The 15168-nt window shown below is 69.9% G+C and carries 14 protein-coding genes; 4 read left to right on the forward strand and 10 right to left on the reverse strand.

Annotation, left to right across the window (positions count from 1 at the left end):
• Positions 1 to 90: 90 nt before the first annotated feature.
• The 6 genes from ALI22I_RS32285 to ALI22I_RS32310 form a co-directional block, all read right to left on the reverse strand.
• The gene (locus ALI22I_RS32285) at positions 91 to 1641 is read right to left on the reverse strand and encodes an alpha/beta hydrolase (protein ID WP_077009370.1); all 1551 of its coding nucleotides are present in this window, start codon (positions 1639 to 1641) and stop codon (positions 91 to 93) included.
• Between the two features lie 124 nt (positions 1642 to 1765).
• The gene (gene alc, locus ALI22I_RS32290) at positions 1766 to 2764 is read right to left on the reverse strand and encodes an allantoicase (RefSeq protein ID WP_077009371.1); all 999 of its coding nucleotides are present in this window, start codon (positions 2762 to 2764) and stop codon (positions 1766 to 1768) included.
• On the reverse strand, positions 2761 to 4056 hold the full coding sequence (allB, locus tag ALI22I_RS32295) for an allantoinase AllB (RefSeq protein ID WP_077009372.1): 1296 nt from the start codon (positions 4054 to 4056) through the stop codon (positions 2761 to 2763). The genes alc and allB overlap by 4 nt, the downstream gene beginning before the upstream one ends.
• Before the next feature lie 52 nt (positions 4057 to 4108).
• On the reverse strand, positions 4109 to 5806 hold the full coding sequence (gene gcl, locus ALI22I_RS32300) for a glyoxylate carboligase (protein ID WP_443216996.1): 1698 nt from the start codon (positions 5804 to 5806) through the stop codon (positions 4109 to 4111).
• A gap of 17 nt (positions 5807 to 5823) precedes the next feature.
• Positions 5824 to 6696, reverse strand: coding sequence for a 2-hydroxy-3-oxopropionate reductase (locus tag ALI22I_RS32305; protein WP_077010080.1), 873 nt, complete (start codon positions 6694 to 6696; stop codon positions 5824 to 5826).
• The gene (locus tag ALI22I_RS32310) at positions 6693 to 7475 is read right to left on the reverse strand and encodes a hydroxypyruvate isomerase family protein (RefSeq protein WP_077009374.1); all 783 of its coding nucleotides are present in this window, start codon (positions 7473 to 7475) and stop codon (positions 6693 to 6695) included. Before ALI22I_RS32310 ends, ALI22I_RS32305 begins: the two co-directional genes overlap by 4 nt.
• Positions 7476 to 7647: 172 nt before the next feature.
• Between ALI22I_RS32310 and uraD the strand changes: the two genes are divergently transcribed.
• From uraD to pucL, 3 genes are read left to right on the forward strand one after another with little or no spacing between them, the layout of a single operon-like run.
• Positions 7648 to 8133 carry a 2-oxo-4-hydroxy-4-carboxy-5-ureidoimidazoline decarboxylase gene (uraD, locus tag ALI22I_RS32315; RefSeq protein WP_077009375.1) on the forward strand — a complete coding sequence of 162 codons (486 nt, stop codon included), beginning with the start codon at positions 7648 to 7650 and terminating at the stop codon, positions 8131 to 8133.
• On the forward strand, positions 8130 to 8420 hold the full coding sequence (locus ALI22I_RS32320; protein WP_077009376.1) for a hydroxyisourate hydrolase: 291 nt from the start codon (positions 8130 to 8132) through the stop codon (positions 8418 to 8420). The genes uraD and ALI22I_RS32320 overlap by 4 nt, the downstream gene beginning before the upstream one ends.
• 3 nt (positions 8421 to 8423) lie before the next feature.
• Positions 8424 to 9329 carry a factor-independent urate hydroxylase gene (gene pucL / locus ALI22I_RS32325; RefSeq protein WP_077009377.1) on the forward strand — a complete coding sequence of 302 codons (906 nt, stop codon included), beginning with the start codon at positions 8424 to 8426 and terminating at the stop codon, positions 9327 to 9329.
• Positions 9330 to 9374: 45 nt separating this feature from the next.
• On the opposite strand, the gene ALI22I_RS32330 is transcribed toward pucL, so the two are convergent.
• From ALI22I_RS32330 to aceB, 3 genes are all read right to left on the reverse strand, one after another.
• Complete coding sequence (locus ALI22I_RS32330; protein WP_077009378.1) at positions 9375 to 9860, reverse strand: Imm1 family immunity protein; 486 nt, start codon at positions 9858 to 9860, stop codon at positions 9375 to 9377.
• Between the two features lie 75 nt (positions 9861 to 9935).
• Positions 9936 to 11132 (reverse strand): DUF6986 family protein, encoded by a 1197-nt coding sequence (locus ALI22I_RS32335; RefSeq protein WP_077009379.1) that lies wholly within the window; start codon positions 11130 to 11132, stop codon positions 9936 to 9938.
• Between the two features lies 1 nt (position 11133).
• Positions 11134 to 12666 (reverse strand): malate synthase A, encoded by a 1533-nt coding sequence (aceB, locus tag ALI22I_RS32340; protein ID WP_077009380.1) that lies wholly within the window; start codon positions 12664 to 12666, stop codon positions 11134 to 11136.
• 84 nt (positions 12667 to 12750) lie between these two features.
• Here aceB and ALI22I_RS32345 point away from each other — a divergent pair, with 84 nt between their 5' ends.
• Complete coding sequence (locus ALI22I_RS32345; RefSeq protein ID WP_077010081.1) at positions 12751 to 13506, forward strand: IclR family transcriptional regulator; 756 nt, start codon at positions 12751 to 12753, stop codon at positions 13504 to 13506.
• A 212-nt stretch (positions 13507 to 13718) separates the two neighbouring features.
• Here ALI22I_RS32345 and ftsY read toward each other — a convergent pair whose 3' ends face one another.
• Entirely contained in the window at positions 13719 to 15101 is a 1383-nt protein-coding gene (gene ftsY, locus ALI22I_RS32350; RefSeq protein WP_077009381.1) for a signal recognition particle-docking protein FtsY, read from the reverse strand.
• Positions 15102 to 15168 lie beyond the last annotated feature (67 nt).

Below are 15168 nucleotides of genomic sequence, written 5' to 3' on the forward strand. Positions count from 1 at the left end.
CAGGCGTCGCACAGTCGCGTCGAGCCTGCCAGACCGGCCGGGGCCGCCCCCACCAGGTGGTGGAGGCGGCCCCGGTTCGTCGTGACGCTCTTACTTGAGCCAGCCCGGGATGCCCGGGGCCGGACCCGTCGGCACCGGCTTGGCGTCCGAGGACTCCGTGCCAAGGGACGCGGTCGGCTCCGGCGGGGGCTCCACCGCGGCGCAGCGGGCGCCGGCACGCGGGGTCTTCAGGTTGATCAGGTAGTCGTCCGTGGTGCCACGCGTGCAGTCGCTGCGGTCGTAGACACCGTGGCCCCAGCCCTCGTAGGTCAGCAGGACCGTGGTGTCACGGCTCTGCCGGTGGGCGTTGGCCGCCCACTCGTACCCGGTGGCGGGGTCGTAGAGCGAGTTCATCATCAGGATCTTCGGCGCGTTCTTGATCTTCAACCGGTGCTGCGGGTTGTTGACCTTCTCCGGTAGGCCGATACAGCCCGCGATGGCGTAGTGGCCCAGCGACGAGCCGCGCATGTGCGGCGCGATCTGGTTGGCGCGGTCCACCAGGGCGGAGAACTCGCGGTAGTTCTTCACCCGCATCGCCCAGTCCTGGCAGAACACGGCCGGGAACGGGTTGCGCGCCGTCTCCGCCGCGAAGGCGACCGGGGCCGCCTTGCCCGCGCCCAAGTCGACCAGCCAGGACGCCAGCGACTGCCAGTTGGGGCCGTAGAACGAGCTGAACGCGACGCTGATGATCTCCTCGGAGGTCACCTTGACCTCGGGGTCGAACGGGTCGACGATCTCGCCGCGGTCGGCGCGGTCGAGCAGGTCGTCCCACACCTTCCCGACGTCCTGACCGTGCAGGGCGCACAACTCGTTGCGGTCGCACCACTTCACGAACTCGCCGAACGAGTCCTCGGCGGTCTTGGCCTCGGTCTCGTTGAACCGCCACGTGCCCAGGCTGTGGTCCATGTTCGAGTCGATCACCATGGCGCGGATGTTGCGGCCGTACTCCTCGGCGTACTGCTGGCCGATGAGCGTGCCGTACGAGACGCCGTAGTAGTTGATCTTCTGTTCACCGAGCGCCTTGCGCAGCGCGTCGATGTCCTTGACCACCGCGCCGGTGTCGGCGTGGTCGTACATCGGGCCGGTCTGCGCGCGGCAGTCCGCGGCCAGTTCGCGGTTGTACGCGGCGAGGGTGTCGAACTGCTGCTGGTTCGTCGGGTAGATCGACGGCTGCCGCCGCAACACGTCGAGCGAGCACTGCACCGGCTGACTGCGCGCGACACCGCGCGGGTCGAAGCCGATGATGTCGAAGCGCTCCTGCACCTCCGGGCTGAAGTAGCCGGCCGCCGCCAGCGCGAAGTTCACGCCCGAACCGCCCGGACCACCGGGGTTGATGACCATGATCCCGACGCGCTTGGACGGGTCGGTGGCCTTGCGGCGGGCCACGGCGAGGTCGAACTTCTCGCCGCGCGGGTTGGCCCAGTCGATGGGCAGGCTCAGCGTGCCGCACTCCACCTCGGCCAGCTCAGGGCACGGCTGCCAGGCGATCCCCGCCGTGCCCTGCGCCTCCGGCTCCGTTTCGGCTGACGCCAACGACGTCGTCCCCGTGACGAGCGCGAGAGCGGTAGCCACACCGCCGAGCGCTCTGATGATCGGTCGCACAGGTTCCTCCCTAGATCCTGTTCACCCTTTCGGGTATCCGCAGGCTTCCAGGGCGGTTGAACACCTCACAACCGACTGAAGTCGTAGACAGAGTCAGCCCATGGACTGACGAATTTCCCTCCGATTAAGCGAAATCGAGGTAGCGCTGGGTGATTACCCTGAGGCCGTCCGCGGTCAAGCCGCCGAACAGCCGCAGGCGTGCCATCCCGCCGTCCGGGTAGATGTCGAGCCGCGCGTGGGTGGCCTCGGCGTCGTGCTCGACGCGGAAGCGGTGGCGGGTGTCGGGCTGGAGGCGGGTGCGGGGCAGCACGTCGAACTCGGCGCCGGTGCGCGCGTCCCGGGCCCGGATCGACGCCCAGCCGGGCGCGTTGCCCTTGAAGTGGCTGGTGTCGAGTTCCGCGAGCCGGATGACGCCCGGCGCGGCCAGTTCCACCTCCACCCAGTCGTTGCCGTCGTCCCGCCGGCGCGCGGTCTCCCAGCCCTCGCCCATCACGGTGGCCTGACCGGGCGCGATGAGGTTGCTCGGGTCGCTGTAGAACATGTTGCTGCACCCGGTGATGCACGCGCCGTTCTCCAACGCGGCCAGGTCCAGCGCCTCGGGCATGATCAGCTCCGGGTCGGCCACCGGGTTGCCGAACACGCGCAGCCGGGCCACGCCGCCGTCCGGGTAGATGGTCAGCCGCACGTGCGTGTAGCGGCGGCGCGCGGACACCTCGAAGTAGTGCTTCTGATCGCCGCCGAGCGGTGACTTCGGCAGCACGGTCTCCCAGTCGGTCAGCTCCTCCGGGTTCGGGTAGCCCTTGGCGGCCGTCGCCTCGACCGACGCGAACGGCGGGTAGTTGCCCTTGAAGAACGCGGTGTCGATCACGACGCCCTTGATCACGCCCGGCAGGCCGAGCCGGACGATCGCCCGGTCCTCGCCCGGCTCACGCCGGCGGCGGGTCTCCCACCCGTCGTAGACCTGGCCTTTGTGGCCGAACGTGTAGGTCTGGTACTCCGGCTCGGGCTTGCGGATCAGGTTCTCGCGTTCGGCGAACAACTCGTCGTTGGCCCACACCACGCTGCCGCCCACGGCACGGCAGGCCAGGTCGGGGAGTCGGGTCCAGCCGGGCGCGTCGGTCATGCGTCTCCTCTAGTCAACAACCGCCCACGCGGTTGGTCATTGATCGGCCGCCCGTGCAGCCACGTCTGCCGCACGACGCCCGCCAGCGGACGGCCGTGGTAGGGCGTGACGGGGTTGCGGTGGCGCAGGCGGGCGCGGTCCACCACGAACGCGTCGTCCGGGGCGAACACGCAGAAGTCGGCGTCCGCGCCGGGCGCGATGCGGCCCTTGGTGGGCAGCCCGACCAGGTCGGCAGGGTTGGTGGCCATCCACCGGACCACGTCGGTCAGCGCGTGGCCCCGCTGCCGGGCCTGGGTCCACACCGCGGGCAGGCCCAGTTGCAGGCTCGCGATACCGCCCCAGGCGGTGGCGAAATCGCCTTGTTTCAGATCCGGGGTGCACGGCGAGTGGTCGGTGACGACCAGGTCGATCACGTTGTCGCGCAACGCCTGCCAGAGCCGTTCGCGGTTGGCCGCGTCACGGATCGGCGGGCAGCACTTGAACTCGGTCGCCGCGTCGCCGATCTCCTCCGCGACGAAGGTCAGGTAGTGCGGGCACGTCTCGGCGGTGAGCCGCAGCCCGAGTTCCTTGGCGGTCCGGACGTGGTGCAGGGCCTGCCCGCTGGACAGGTGCAGCACGTGCAGCCTGGCCTTGGTCTCGTTGGCCAGGTCCACGACCGTGGTGACGGCGTGCGACTCGGCCGTGTGCGGTCGCGAGTCGAGGAAGCTGCGGTAGCCGGGGCCCGACTCGGTCACCTCGTGCGGGTCCTCGGCGTGCACGATGGTGAGGGCGTCCCTGGACTGGAGCCGCAGCAGCGCGGCTCGCAGCTCGTCCTCGCTGACGTGCGGGAACTCGTCCACGCCGGAGTGGATCAGGAAGCACTTGAAGCCGAACACGCCGGCGTCGTGCAGCTGCTCCAGGTCGTCCAGGTTGGTCGGCACGATGCCGCCCCAGAACCCGACGTCGACGTGCACCTTGTCGCGGGCCGACTCCTGCTTGGCCTTCAGGGCGGCGGTGGTGGTCGTCGGCGGCAGGCTGTTGAGCGGCATGTCGATGATCGTCGTGACACCGCCGGCCGCCGCCGCCCTGGTGGCGGTGTCGAAGCCCTCCCAGTCGCTGCGGCCGGGGTCGTTCACGTGGACGTGCGTGTCGACCAGGCCGGGCAGGAGCACTTCGTCGTCGGCTAGTTCGACGACGGTCTCGGCGTCGAGGTGGTCGGCCACCGCGACGATCCGGCCGTCCGCGACACCGACGTCGGCACGGCGTTCACCGTCGGGGGTGACCACTCGGGCAGCGCGTAGCACCAGGTCCATGCGCGTCACTCTCCCAGCCGATCGGCTGTGAAGCGACAGATCACGTGCCACGTCACGGAAGCGGTTCGAACTCGCGTATCGAGGCGATCGACGTGCCGTTGGCGGTGTTGCCCTCGCGTTCGATCATGATCTCGACCAGGACCGGGCGGCTGGTGCGGTCGGCTTCCTTGCGGGCCCATTCGAGGCTGTCACAGATGCGGCCCGGCTCGGTGACCCTGGTGGCCGAGCAGCCGTAGGCCTCCATGATCTTGACGTTGTCCGAGCCGACGGTGTCGTAGTGGATGTCCACCTCGAACTTCATGTCGTAGCCGCCGTGGTCCTCGGCCATCCGGATCAGGCCCAGGTACTCGTTGTTCAGCATGATCAGCACGAACGGCACGTCGTACTGGGCGCCGACGGCCAGTTCCTCCACCAGGAACTGGAACGAGTAGTCGCCGACGATCCCCACGACCTCGGCCGACGGCTCGGTGTTCTTGAGCGCCTTCTTCACGCCGATCGCGGCCGGGATTTCCCAGCCGAGCGGTCCCGCCTGCCCGCAGACCTGGTAGTGCCGCGGCCGGTGCGCCTTCTGGTGCTGTCCGGACCAGATCTGGTAGAGGCCGATCGCGGTGACGAAGTAGGTGTCCGGGCCGTAGAACTCGTTGATCTCCTTGAACACCCGTGGCGCCTTGACCGGCACGGTGTCGAAGTCCTCGCGGCGCAGCAGCGTCGCCTTGAGTTCACGAGTCCGCGCGGTCCAGGCGTTGTCCGGGCAAGGGCCGGTGCGGGTCTTGGCCAACGCCAGGATCGCCCGCAGGAACGCCTTCACATCCGAGACCACGCCCAGGTCCGGGCCGAACACCTTGCCGATCTGGGTCGGCTCCACGTCCACGTGGATGAACTTCCGGTCACCGCGGTAGGTGGCCAGGTCACCGGTGTGGCGGTCGCCGAACCTCGCGCCCAGCGCCAGCACCAGGTCGCTCTCCAGGAACGACGCGTTGCCGTACCGCTGGGACGTCTGGATGCCGGTCATGCCCGCGTAGAGCGGGTGGTCCTCGTCGATCGCGCCCTTGCCCATCAACGTGGCCTGGATCGGGACGCGCAGGTGCTCGGCCAGTTCCAGCAGCTCGTCGTGCGCCTCGGCGAGGATCACGCCGCCACCCGCGAGCAGCAACGGGCGCTGCGCGGCCAGGAGCATGTCCAACGCCCGTTCGACCCGCGCCGGGTGCGGTTCGGGTTTGGCCACCGGGAGCGGGGCGTCGATGGTGTGGTCCCACTCGATCTCCTGCTTCTGCACGTCGATCGGCAGGTCGATCAGGACCGGTCCCGGCCGGCCGGACCGGGCCACGCGGAACGCCTCCCGGAAGATCCACGGCGCCTGCGCGGCCTCCTTCACCTGGACCGCCCACTTGGTGACGGGCGCGGCGATGGCCACGATGTCGACCGCCTGGAACGCCTCCTGGTGCAGCTTGGTCGTCGCCGCCTGCCCGGTGATGCACAGGATCGGCACCGAATCGGCCTGCGCGGCGTAGAGACCGGTGATCATGTTGGTGCCCGCCGGGCCGGACGTCCCGATCGCCACGCCGACGTTGCCGGTCGTGCGCGACCAGCCGTCGGCCATGTGGGTGGCGCCTTCCTCGTGCCGGACGATCAGGTGCTCGATCGTGCCGTCTTCCTCCATCGCCTTGTAGAGCGGCAGGATCGCCGCTCCCGGGCAGCCGAAGACCGTGTCGATCCCCTCGCTCTTCAGCACTTCCACGACCGCTTGCATGACGGGCACCCTGGCCATCAGGTCCTCCCGGAGAAGTTCTCGACGACCTTCAACAACGCCGAGTGGTCGAGGGATCCGTACCCCTGTGCCCGCCCGGACGCGATGAGCTGGGCGATCAGCCCCGTCACCGGTAGTGCGACGTCGACCTGACGGGCCGCGGCGAGCGCGATGCCCATGTCCTTGTGGTGCAGGTCGATGCGGAACCCCGGCCGGAACTCGCGCGCGATCATGGTCTCGCGCTTGAGGTCCAGAATCCGGTTGGCGGCCAGCCCGCCCGCCAGCACGTCCAGGCCCGCCTTGGCGTCCACTCCGGACGCTTCCAGCAGCACGATGGCCTCGGCCACCAGGGCGTAGATGCCGCCGACCACGAGCTGGTTCGCGGCCTTCACCACCTGGCCCGCGCCGTGCGGGCCGACGTGGACGACGGTCTTGCCGAGGGTGTCGAGGATCGGCCTCGCCGCGGCGAAGTCGGCCTCCTCACCGCCGACCATGATCGACAACGTGGCCTGCTCGGCGCCGGTCTCGCCGCCGGAGACCGGCGCGTCGAGCACGCGCACGCCCCGCTTCGCGCCTGCCTCGGCGACGGCGAGGGACGTCTCCGGGCGGATGGTGCTCATGTCGATCAACAGCGTGCCGCGCGCGACCTCGGCGAGGACGGCGCCGAGGACGACCTCTTCCACCTGCGGGTGGTTCGGCAGCATGGTGATGACGACTTCGGCGTCCTTGACCGCGTCACGGGCGCTCGCCGCCGCCGTGCCGCCCGCGGCGGTGAGCTTGGCCAGCGCGTCCTGACTCAGGTCGAAGCCGGTGACCTGGTGGCCCGCGGCGACCAGGTGGGCGGACATGGGCGTACCCATGATGCCCAGGCCGACGAACCCGATCCTGCTCATGCCCACTGCCCCTTCCCTGCGGCACGGTCCTTCTCGGGAAGCCAGTCGAAGCCGCCGGTCTGCGCCTTGTACTCAAGGCCGACATAGCCCTGGTAGCCGTTGGCTTCGAGCTTCGCCAGGTAGCCGAAGACGTCGAGTTCCCCGGTGCCCGGCTCGCCGCGGCCCGGCGCGTCGGCGATCTGCACGTGGCCGATGCGGTCCACGTGGTCGGCGACGACGGCGTCGAGGTCGTCGCCGTTGACGGCGAGGTGGTAGAGGTCGGCGAGCAGCGCGATGTTGTCGCGGCCGACCTGGTCGATGACTTCCAGCGCGTCCGCGGCGATGAGCAGCGGGTAGTCCGGCGCGCCGGAGATCGGCTCCACCAGGACCACCGCGCCGATCTCGGCGGCCACCTCGGCGGCGTACGCGAGGTTGTCCAGCGCGGTGTCCGTGGTGGGGAAGTTGCCGTGCAGCGCGTTGAAGGCGCGGCAGCCGAGCCGGGTGGCGATGCCGGCCGCGATCTCCACGTTGGCGCGGAACTCCGACTGCCTGCCCAGCCACGCCACCAGGCCGCGGTCGCCGGCGGGGATGTCGCCCGCGAAGAAGTTGAGCCCGACGAGCTGGACCCCGGCGTCGGTGACGGCCGCCTCGAACGCCTCGATCTCGCGGGACGGGGGCACGGCTTCGGCGAACGGCCACCAGAACTCGACCGCGTCGAACCCGGCCGCCCGCGCCGCGGCGGGCCGCTCCAGCACCGGGAGGTCGGTGAACAGGATCGACAGGTTGACGTCGTACCGCATGGAGGCTTCCTTCCACCGGCCAGATCTTCCGCAATACGGAATCTATCTTCCGTACAACGAGAGAGTAGGCAGGTTTTCCGTGGCGGCGCAAGACTGTTGACACGCTCGGAGGGCGCTCGTACCGTCCCTCTTTGCGGAAATGAGATTCCGCGATACAGAAAAGGGAGCCTTAGTGCCCGATCTAGAGGGGTTCAACTCCGCGCCTCCGGAGCAGCTCCGGCCCCTGCTCACCGAATGCCTCGCGGTACCGCGCTGGGCCGACGCGCTGCTGGCCGCCCGCCCCTACGCCGACGTGGACGCGCTGCTCGCCGCGTCCGACCGGTTCGCCGACCTCAGCGACGAAGAGGTCTACGCGGCCATCGCGGGCCACCCGCGCATCGGGGAAAGGGCAGCGGGACACGGGGTGTCCGCCAAGTGGTCCGCCGACGAGCAGTCCGGCGTCACCGCGTCGCTCGCCGACCGGCTGCTCGCGGCCAACGCCGCCTACGAGGACCACTTCGGGCACATCTACCTGGTGTGCGCGACCGGGCTGTCCGGCGAGCAGATGCTGGCCGACCTCGCGTCCCGGATGGACAACCCGCCGGACGTCGAACTGCGCGTGGTGAACCGGGAGCTGACGAAGATCGCGGCACTGCGGCTGAGGAAGGTGCTGGCATGACCACCCTCTCCACGCACGTGCTCGACGCCGAGGCGGGCCGGCCCAAGGTGGGCGTGCCGGTCCGGTTGGAGCGCGACGGCGCGCCACTGGCCGAGGGCGTCACCGACGACGACGGGCGGCTGAGGTTCACCGAGCGGCTGTCGGCGGGCGACCACCGGCTGGTGTTCGACGTCGACACGCCGTTCTACCCGGAGATCGCCATCGCGTTCCGGGTCACCGACGAGGAGCACCTGCACGTGCCGATCCTGTTGAGCCCGTTCGCATTCACGACCTACCGAGGGAGCTGACCGATGGCCATCGTCCTGGGGCCGAACCAGTACGGCAAGGCGGAGAACCGCCTCGTCACGGTGACCCGCAACGGCGCTGTGCACACGATCAAGGACCTCACGGTCAGCACCTCCCTGCGCGGCGACCTGGCGGACACCCACCTCACCGGCGACAACACCAAGGTGCTGGCGACCGACACGCAGAAGAACACCGTCTACGCCTTCGCCAAGCAGTCGCCGGTCGGCGAGATCGAGGACTTCGCGCTGCGCCTGGGCCGGCACTTCGTCTCCTCGCAGGAGGCCATCACCGGCGCGCGGGTGCTCATCGACGAGCACGCGTGGGAGCGGATCGAGGGCAACGACCACTCGTTCGTGCAAGGCAGCAACGAGAAGCGCACCACCGCCGTGACCGTGGACGGCGAGCGCGCGTGGGTCGTCTCGGGTGTGCGGGACATGGTGGTGCTCAAGTCGACCGGGTCGGAGTTCCACGGCTTCCCGCGCGACGAGTACACGACGCTGAAGGAGACCGACGACCGGATCCTGGCCACGTCGGTGACCGCGCGATGGCGGTACCAGGGCGTCGGCGGAGCCGACAGTCAGACCGCCGCCGGGATTGACTGGGCGAAGAGCTTCACCGAGATCCGGCGGCTGCTGCTGGCCACGTTCGCGGCCAAGCACAGCCTGTCGTTGCAGCAGACCCTGTACGCGATGGGCGAGGCGGTGTTGCTGGGCCGGCCGGAGGTGGCCGAGGTGCGGCTGTCGATGCCGAACAAGCACCACTTCGTGGTCGACCTGTCCGCGTTCGGGCTGGAGAACGACAACGAGGTGTTCTACGCCGCCGACCGGCCGTACGGGCTCATCGAGGGGTCCGTGCTGCGTGACGACGCCGAGGACGCCGGGTCCGCCTGGTACACCCTGCCGTCGTTCTGACCTCTTCGATCGCTGCCGACCGTGCTCCCGCGCTCGGGGGCACGGTCACCGCTCGGTCATCTTCTGGCCGGCGCCATTGCGGTGCAGGGCCATCCGCTGCAACCGCCAGGCGTGGAACAGGTCGGCCTCCTCGTACCAGTCGACGACGGTCGGCCGGCGGGCGGTGACCATGAACTCCAGCAGGATGTCGCGGTACGTCGCCAGCGGCACGCCCACGCCCGGCGGGAAGTCCGTGTACGCCTCGTCCACGTACGGCGCGTCCGGATCGCCCTTCGGCCAGCCGGTGAACTCGTTGTCCACGTAGTTGAGGTAGCCCCACCGGCCGCGGACGGCGAGCACCAGGTTGTGGTCGCTCTCCCCTTCGGCGTCCAACTCGCGGCCGAAGTGCTCCAGCATCCCGTCGTTGCACTCCGGCCGCGCCAGCGCGGCGATCAGCACGTCCACTTCCGCCGGGCACGCCACCACCTGGTAGCGGAACTCCGCCCGCTCCAGGTCCGGCAGCCCGGTCCACAACCCGGCCCGCATGGTCATGCACACACCCTGACCGGTGCGGCGGAAATCGGCCTTTCGCCGGTTCGAGGACCACCCGATCCAGCGATGCGGCGGTCATTCCCTCCGAGCGAGTGCCTGGAGATCGGTCACGGTGAGTCCGGTGGCGCGGCGGACCTCCCTTTCGTCCAGGGCACCGCAGTCCAGGGCGCGGATGAACGACGTGGACAGGGCCTGGGCGGTCGCGGGCTCGTCCAGGACCGAGCCGCCGGCCCGTTCCACGTACGCCTTGAGCCTGCGGGCGTCCGCCTCCACGCCTTCCAGGTAGAACGCGTGCACGGCCGCGTACCTGGTCACGAGCTGTGCCGGGTGCAGGTCCCAGCCCTGGTAGAAGCCGTGCGCCAACGACCGGCGCACGAGCCGGTAGTGCGTGCGCCAGCCCTCGTGGACGTCCTCGCCGACCGGCAGCACGTTGGTCGAGCCGTCCGACAGCGCGACGCCGGTGCCCGCCGCGGACACCTGCATGACGTTGCGGGCGAAATCGCACGCGCCGTGCGCCAGGTGCTGGTGCGCCGCGCCCAGACCGCAGCCCGCCGTGTAGTCGTACGTGCCGAAGTGCAGTCCGGTGACCCGGCCGCGGCCCGCCTCGATGAACCTCGGGATGGCCAGCCTGCCCTGCGGGTCCACGATCGACTGGGTGGTCTCGATCTGGATCTCGAACCGCAGCGGCAGCCCGAACAGGTCCAGGACGTCGCCGAACACCTCCACCTGCGCCACCGAGGTGACCTTCGGGAACGTGATGACGAACGCCTCGGGCGCCTCTCCGAGAGCGGTGAGGAAGACGTCCAACGTCCGGATGCCGCGCTCGCGCAGCGCCTTGGTGTCGAACGACTTCATCCGCAGCCCGAACCGCGGCGGCGCCACACCGTCCCGCAGCCAGTCCCGCACCACGAGCGCGGTGCGTTCGGCGTCCGCGTCCTCCTCCTCGTCGGAGCGGACGCCGTAGCCGTCCTCGAAGTCGATGCGCAGGTCCTCCACCGGCTCGGTGACCAGCTTCGACCGCACACGGCCGTGCACGACCTCCGCCACCTCCGGCGACAGGCCGAGCACGTCCGCCAGGTCGTCGGGGGCGTGCTCGGCCAGCGCCGCAAGCGCTTGCGCACCCCAGTCACGCACGGTGGACGACGTCACGCGGTCGGCAGGGACGTAACAGGTGTGCACCGGCTGCCTGCCCGCCGGCGCACGCAGCTCCACATCGGGCAGGCGTGCCGTGAGCGCCCGCACCGCTTCCGCCGACAACGACGTCCGCGGCACGTCAGCCGATCCGCTCGTAGGCGGGCAGGGTCAGGAAGTCCACGAACTCGTCGGCCAGCGCGACCTGCTCGAACAGCTCCACGGCCAGGTCCAGGTGCTCGCCGTCGAGCTTTTCCCGGACGTCCGCCAGCACCGTGCGGACCAGGTCCGCGGTGACCGGCGTGCCGTCGTCCAGCACCACGTCGTTGTGCACCCACTGCCAGAGCTGGGAGCGGGAGATCTCGGCGGTGGCCGCGTCCTCCATCAGGTTGTGGATGGCCGCCGCGCCGTTGCCGCCCAGCCAGGACAGCAGGTACCGCACACCGACATCCACAGCGGACTCCACGCCCGCGCGGGTCGCGTTGCCGCCGGCGGACTTGAAGTCCAGCAACTGCTCGGCGGTGACGGACACCTCCGGCCGCAGCACGTCGAGCTGGTTGGGCTTGTCGCCCAGCTTCGCGTCGAAGATCTCCTGGCACACCGGCACCAGGTCGGGGTGCGCCACCCACGAGCCGTCGAACCCGTCGCCCGCCTCGCGGTTCTTGTCCGCGCGCACCTTCTCCAGCGCCTGCGCGGTGACCTCCGGGTCACGCCGGTTCGGGATGAACGCCGCCATGCCGCCCATCGCGAAGGCGCCGCGCTTGTGGCACGTGCGCACCAGCAACTCGGTGTAGGCGCGCATGAACGGCGCGGTCATGGTGACGCTGTTGCGGTCGGGCAGCACGAAGTCGGCGCCCGCCTCGCGGAAGTACTTGATGGCGCTGAACAGGTAGTCCCAGCGGCCCGCGTTCAGGCCGGACGCGTGGTCGCGCAGTTCGTAGAGGATCTCCTCCATCTCGAACGCGGCGGGGATCGTCTCGATGAGCACGGTCGCGCGGACCGTGCCGTGCGGGACGCCGAGCCGTTCCTGCGCGGCGGTGAACACCGAGTTCCACAGCCGGGCTTCGAGGTGGCTCTCCATCTTCGGCAGGTAGTAGTACGGCCGGCCGAGTTGCGCATTGTGGAAGAAGTGCAGGCCGAAGTCGACCAGCGCGCCCACGGCGGGCCTGCCGTCGATCTCCAGGTGCCGTTCGGGCAGGTGCCAGCCGCGCGGCCGGACCACGATCGTCGGGCGGGCCACGTCGTCGCGCAGGGCGTAGTGCTTGCCCTCCGGGGAGGTGAAGTCGATCGTGCCGCGGGCCGCGTCGTAGAGGTTGACCTGGCCGGAGACGACGTTGTGCCAGTGCGGCGTGTTGGCGTCCTCCAGGTCGGCCAGCCACACCTTCGCGCCGGAGTTCAGCGCGTTGATGGTCATCTTCCGCTCGGTCGGGCCGGTGATCTCCACCCGCCGGTCGCGCAGCGGCTCGGGCGCTTCGGCGACCCGCCAGTCACCGTCGCGGACGGCCTGCGTCTCGTCCAGGAAGCCCAGCGGACGGCGCTGTTGGCGGCGGCGCATCAGCGCGGCGTGTTCGAGCGCGAACGACCGGTGCAGCCCGGCCACGAACTCCAGCGCGTCCGGCGTGAGGATCTCGTCCCCGCGCTCCACTTCGCCCCCGAGGACGCGAACACCGGACATGGAAGTCCACCTCGATTCCGATCGGTTTCTACTTCGCGGACTATAGTTTTCGCAACGCGGAACGGCAATGAAGGAGTGATCGACGTGGCACGAGAGTCCACCGGCGGCGTCCAGTCACTGCAACGCGCCTTCGACCTGCTGGAACGCCTGGCCGACGCGGGTGGCGAGGCGAGCCTGTCCGAGCTCGCCGGCACCTCCGGCCTGCCGTTGCCGACCATCCACCGGCTGATCCGCACCCTTGTCACGCTGGGGTACGTGCGGCAGAACAGCAACCGCCGCTACACGCTGGGGTCCCGGCTGATCCGGCTCGGCGAGAGCGCGTCACGGCAGTTCGGCACGTGGGCGCGGCCGTTCCTGGCGCAGTTGGTCGACCAGGTGGAGGAGACCGCGAACCTGGCCGTGCTGGACGGCGACGAGGTGGTGTACGTGGCGCAGGTGCCGTCACGGCACTCGATGCGGATGTTCACCGAGGTCGGCCGCCGGCTGCTGCCGCACGGCACCGGCGTGGGCAAGGCGATGCTCTCGCAGCTGCCGCGGGACGAGGTACGCGCCCTGCTGTCCCGCACCGGCCTGCCCGCGTACACCCCGAACACGATCACCAACGCGGACGAGCTGCTGGCGTCCCTGGACCAGATCGCCGTGCAGGGCTACGCACTCGACGAGAGCGAACAGGAACTCGGCGTGCGGTGCATCGCCGTACCCCTGCACGGGGCCCCGACGCTGTCCGCCGTCTCCGTCTCCGGCCCCGACAGCCGCCTGACCAAGGAGTCCGTAGCCCGCATCCTCCCCGAGGTCCTGGCCATCGCCAAACGCCTCACCGACCAGGCAACCCGCACCTGACCCCCGCGTGTCCAACGTTGAGAACGCGCGTGTCCAACGTTCGCGTCGCGCGTGTCCTACGTTCAGAACACCCGAGTTGAACGCTCAGAACACCCGAGGTCGGCGTTCAGGCCGCGCGGCTCGCACCTGAGCGTTGAATTCATGCGTTCTGGAGGTAGGACACGCGCGTTCCGAACGTTGGACACGCGCGTTCTGAGTGTTGGACACGCGGGTCAGTTGAGGAGGGCGTCGACGAAGGCGGTGGGTTCGAAGGGGGCCAGGTGGTCGGCGCCCTCGCCCAGGCCGACGAGTTTGACGGGCACGCCGAGTTCGCGTTGCACCTGGAAGACGATGCCGCCCTTGGCGGTGCCGTCGAGCTTGGTCAGCACGATCCCGGTCACGTTCACCACCTCGGCGAACACCCGTGCCTGGGTCAGGCCGTTCTGGCCGGTGGTGGCGTCGAGGACGAGCAGGACCTCGTCCACCTTCGCCTGCTTCTCCACCACGCGCTTCACCTTGCCCAGCTCGTCCATCAAGCCGGTCTTGGTGTGCAGGCGGCCGGCCGTGTCGATCAGCACGGTGTCCACGCTGTCGTTCACGCCCTGCTTGACCGCCTCGAACGCCACCGAAGCCGGGTCCGCGCCCTCGGGGCCCCGGACGGTCGACGCGCCGACGCGCGAGCCCCACGTCTCCAGCTGGTCGGCCGCCGCCGCGCGGAAGGTGTCCGCCGCGCCCAGCAGCACGGTCCGGCCGTCGGCCACCAGCACCCGGGCCAGCTTGCCGGTCGTCGTGGTCTTGCCGACGCCGTTCACGCCGACCACCAGCACGACGGCGGGCTTGACCCCGTCCGCACCGTCGGAGTGCGGCAGGGCGTTCACCGCGCGGCTCATCTCGGGGTGCAGGGCATCGACGAGCACGTCCCGCAGCAACGCGCGGGCGTCATCGGACGTGCGCACCCCGCGTGCCACGATCTGCTCCCGCAGCGCGGTGACGATCTGGTCCGTGATCGCCGCACCCAGGTCGGCCATCAGCAGCGTGTCCTCGATGTCGGTCCACGAGTCCTCGTCCAGGTCACCCGCGCCCAACAGCCCCAGCAGGCCCTGCCCGAACGTCGACCGCGACCGGGACAGCCGTCCGCGCAGCCGCTCCAGCCGACCGGACGTCGGCTCGATCTCGTCGATCTCGGACGCCTCTTCGGGCAGGTCCACCTCGACGAACCCGCGCTTGACCGAGTCGCGCGGCACGGCCGCGTCGTCACCGACGCCCGGCTGGCCGTCGACCTCGGTGCGGTCGGCCACCGGGTGTTCGACCGGCTCGATCACCTCGACCGGTTCGACCACCTCGACCGGTTCGGCCGTCTCCACGGGTTCGGCCGTCTCGACCGATTCAGCCGTGTCGGCGGGTTCAGCCGTGTCGACGGGTTTGGCCACCGGCGGCGCGGGCGCGTTGAACGTGATGGCGCCGCCGGCCTGGTAGCCACCCTTGACGGGCTTGTCCTGCTCGGGCTCGACGAGGCTGATCCGCCGACGCCGCGCCAGCACGACGCCCGTCACGATGGCGACCGCGAGCAGTGCCGCGACGACGACGATGATCAAGATCAGGGACGTGGTGGACACGTCGCAATCCTCGCACGCCACGGTATGTTGACTATCGACGAACTAGGTTGATTTCCGGCTACTTTCC

Origin of the sequence: Saccharothrix sp. ALI-22-I (genome assembly GCF_001984175.1) — a bacterium.
GTDB lineage: Bacteria > Actinomycetota > Actinomycetes > Mycobacteriales > Pseudonocardiaceae > Actinosynnema.

Coding starts and splice junctions, on each gene's coding strand:
- alc (WP_077009371.1), bottom strand. CDS start 2,764: ATGACCGACGCGCCCGGCTGGACCCGACTCCCCGACCTGGCCTGCCGT.
- allB (WP_077009372.1), bottom strand. CDS start 4,056: ATGGACCTGGTGCTACGCGCTGCCCGAGTGGTCACCCCCGACGGTGAA.
- gcl (WP_443216996.1), bottom strand. CDS start 5,806: ATGCAAGCGGTCGTGGAAGTGCTGAAGAGCGAGGGGATCGACACGGTC.
- ALI22I_RS32305 (WP_077010080.1), bottom strand. CDS start 6,696: ATGAGCAGGATCGGGTTCGTCGGCCTGGGCATCATGGGTACGCCCATG.
- ALI22I_RS32310 (WP_077009374.1), bottom strand. CDS start 7,475: ATGCGGTACGACGTCAACCTGTCGATCCTGTTCACCGACCTCCCGGTG.
- ALI22I_RS32320 (WP_077009376.1), top strand. CDS start 8,130: ATGACCACCCTCTCCACGCACGTGCTCGACGCCGAGGCGGGCCGGCCC.
- pucL (WP_077009377.1), top strand. CDS start 8,424: ATGGCCATCGTCCTGGGGCCGAACCAGTACGGCAAGGCGGAGAACCGC.
- ALI22I_RS32330 (WP_077009378.1), bottom strand. CDS start 9,860: ATGACCATGCGGGCCGGGTTGTGGACCGGGCTGCCGGACCTGGAGCGG.
- aceB (WP_077009380.1), bottom strand. CDS start 12,666: ATGTCCGGTGTTCGCGTCCTCGGGGGCGAAGTGGAGCGCGGGGACGAG.